General features: G+C 67.7%; 2 protein-coding genes. Both read left to right on the top strand.

Annotated features, from left to right (window positions below):
• The first annotated feature begins 315 nt into the window (after positions 1-315).
• Positions 316-1,488, top strand: a complete 1,173-nt coding sequence (locus EOD07_RS32125) for an MFS transporter (protein ID WP_127238120.1) — start codon at positions 316-318, stop codon at positions 1,486-1,488.
• 93 nt (positions 1,489-1,581) lie between these two features.
• On the top strand, positions 1,582-2,095 hold a 514-nt coding region (locus tag EOD07_RS32120), incomplete at its 3' end, for an MFS transporter (protein WP_164772746.1).

Below are 2,095 nucleotides of genomic sequence, written 5' to 3'. Positions count from 1 at the left end.
CCGGAAGGCGGGCTGCCCGAAGGCGGCCGAGCCGCCGGCGCGCTTGCCCGCGCGGCCGCCGCGGCGGGCGCGATCGGTTGCCAGAGCCGGTTCGGCGGGATGGAGGGCAGCGGTCATGAGAAGCCTCGTGAGGATGCGAAATTGGCCGGCATAATGGACCGCCGGCAATGCTGCCGGTGAGGAGGCGGCGACCACTAGGGCGAGGGAAGCGACATGACGGAAGGGCAACCGGCTGGCTTGCCGAATTGCCGCCGCTGAGGCATCCGCGCGGCTTTTCGCGGCGATAGGCTGAGCGAATAACGAGCTGTGAGCTACATGACCGCTTCCGCCCAGACCGCTGAAGACAGACCGCAATGGGCGGCCCTTGCCGGCGTCACGGCCGCGCTTGCCATGTTCGGCGCGGCGCAAGGGTTGAGCTCGCCGCTGTTCACGCTGCTGATGCAGAAGCAGGGCTTTTCGCCCGGCCTGATCGGCCTGTCGGCGGCGATGATGCCGGTCGGGCTGATCCTGTCGGCATCCTTCGTGCCTGCGGCCGTGCAGCTGGTCGGCGCGCGGAACCTGGCGGTCGGCTGCTCGCTGGTCGGCGCATTGTGCTTCCTTGCCATCTTCTATCTGCAGAACTGGGTGGCCTGGTACGTTATCCGCTTCGTCATCGGCGTGGTCATCAACCCGCTCTATGTGCTTGGCGAGGTCTGGGCGCTGTCGCTGGCGCCGCCGTCGCGGCGCGGGCGCGTGATGGGCGTGTTCAACACGCTGATGGGCGCCGGCTACGCGGCAGGGCCGTTTACGCTGACGCTGGTCGGCACCGCCGGCTGGGCGCCTTTCGGCGTCGGCATTGCCGGCTTCGCACTTTGCGCGGTCATCCTGCGGCTCGTCTCCTCGAAGCTCACCGGCTTCGAGGATGACGGCCAGCCCGCCGGCAGTTTTATCGGTTTCGCCCGGCTGGCGCCGGCGCTGCTTCTGGCCGTGCTGGTCTCCGCCGCCGTGCAGCAGAGCACCTATGCGTTGGTCCCGGTCTTCGGCGCTGGCTATGGCCTGCCCGAAGCGGCGCTTGCCGCTCTGGTGATGATGCTTTCCCTGGGCAATATCGTGCTGCAGATCCCGCTCGGCCTGCTTGCCGAACGCTTCGGCGGGCGCCCGATGATCCTCGCTTGCGCCACGGCGACGACATGCTGCGCGATCCTGTTGCCTCTGTTGATCGCCACGCCGCTGATCTGGGGCGTGCTTCTGGTGATGGGCGCGGTCGGCTACGGCGTCTACACCATGGCGCTGGTCGAGCTCGGCAGCCGCTTCAAAGGCTCGCTGCTGGTCACAGGCAATGCGGCTTTCGCACTGCTGTGGGGCGTCGGCGGCATTGTCGGTCCGCCCGGCGCCGGGGCGCTGATGCAGGCGGTCGGGCCGCTCGGGCTGCCGACCGTGATCGTCGGGCTCGATGTGCTGCTGGTGGCGTTCGCTTTGTATCGTTCCCTGCGGCGCCAGTGTTCCTGACAGGGTTTGGCTGGAGCATCCGCTTTCGCGGGCGGTGGGGCTTACGGCAACCGGCTACAACGGCTAAGCCTCCGAGCGAATGGAGCGGGAATGATGGCTCTGGCGGAGCGCGACGAGACCGTGCAGTGGGCCGCGATCACCGGCGTGATCGCGACCGTTTCGGTGTTCGCCATCGCGCAGGGGCTTTCCTATCCGTTGCTCAGCTTCATCCTGCAACGGCAAGGCGTTTCGCCGGCGGTGATCGGTTTGTCGGCGGCGATGACGCCGGTCGGCTTCATCCTATCCTCGCCGCTGATCCCGGGATTGGCGCGCCGCTTCGGGGCAGGGCGCACGGCGCTGACCTGCGCCGCGCTCTCGGCGCTGGTGCTGGCGCTGATCGGCTGGACGCAAAATGTCTATCTGTGGTTTCCGCTGCGCTTCCTGATCGGCGTCGTGACCAACCCGCTTTATGTGCTCAGTGAAATCTGGGTGATCGCGCTGGCGCCGCCGTCGCGCCGCGGCCGCGTCATGGGCATTTATTCGACGATCATCTCGGCGGGCTTCGCGACCGGGCCGTTCTGCCTGCTTGCCGTCGGCACTGAAGGCTGGCCGCCTTTCCTGGTCGGTT

This window comes from Mesorhizobium sp. M2C.T.Ca.TU.002.02.1.1 (assembly GCF_003997225.1).
This window is presented reverse-complemented; position numbering and strand designations above follow the sequence as displayed.

What these genes read in the sequence shown, in the direction of transcription:
- EOD07_RS32125 (WP_127238120.1), top strand. Translation starts at nt 316, where the DNA reads ATGACCGCTTCCGCCCAGACCGCTGAAGACAGACCGCAATGGGCGGCC.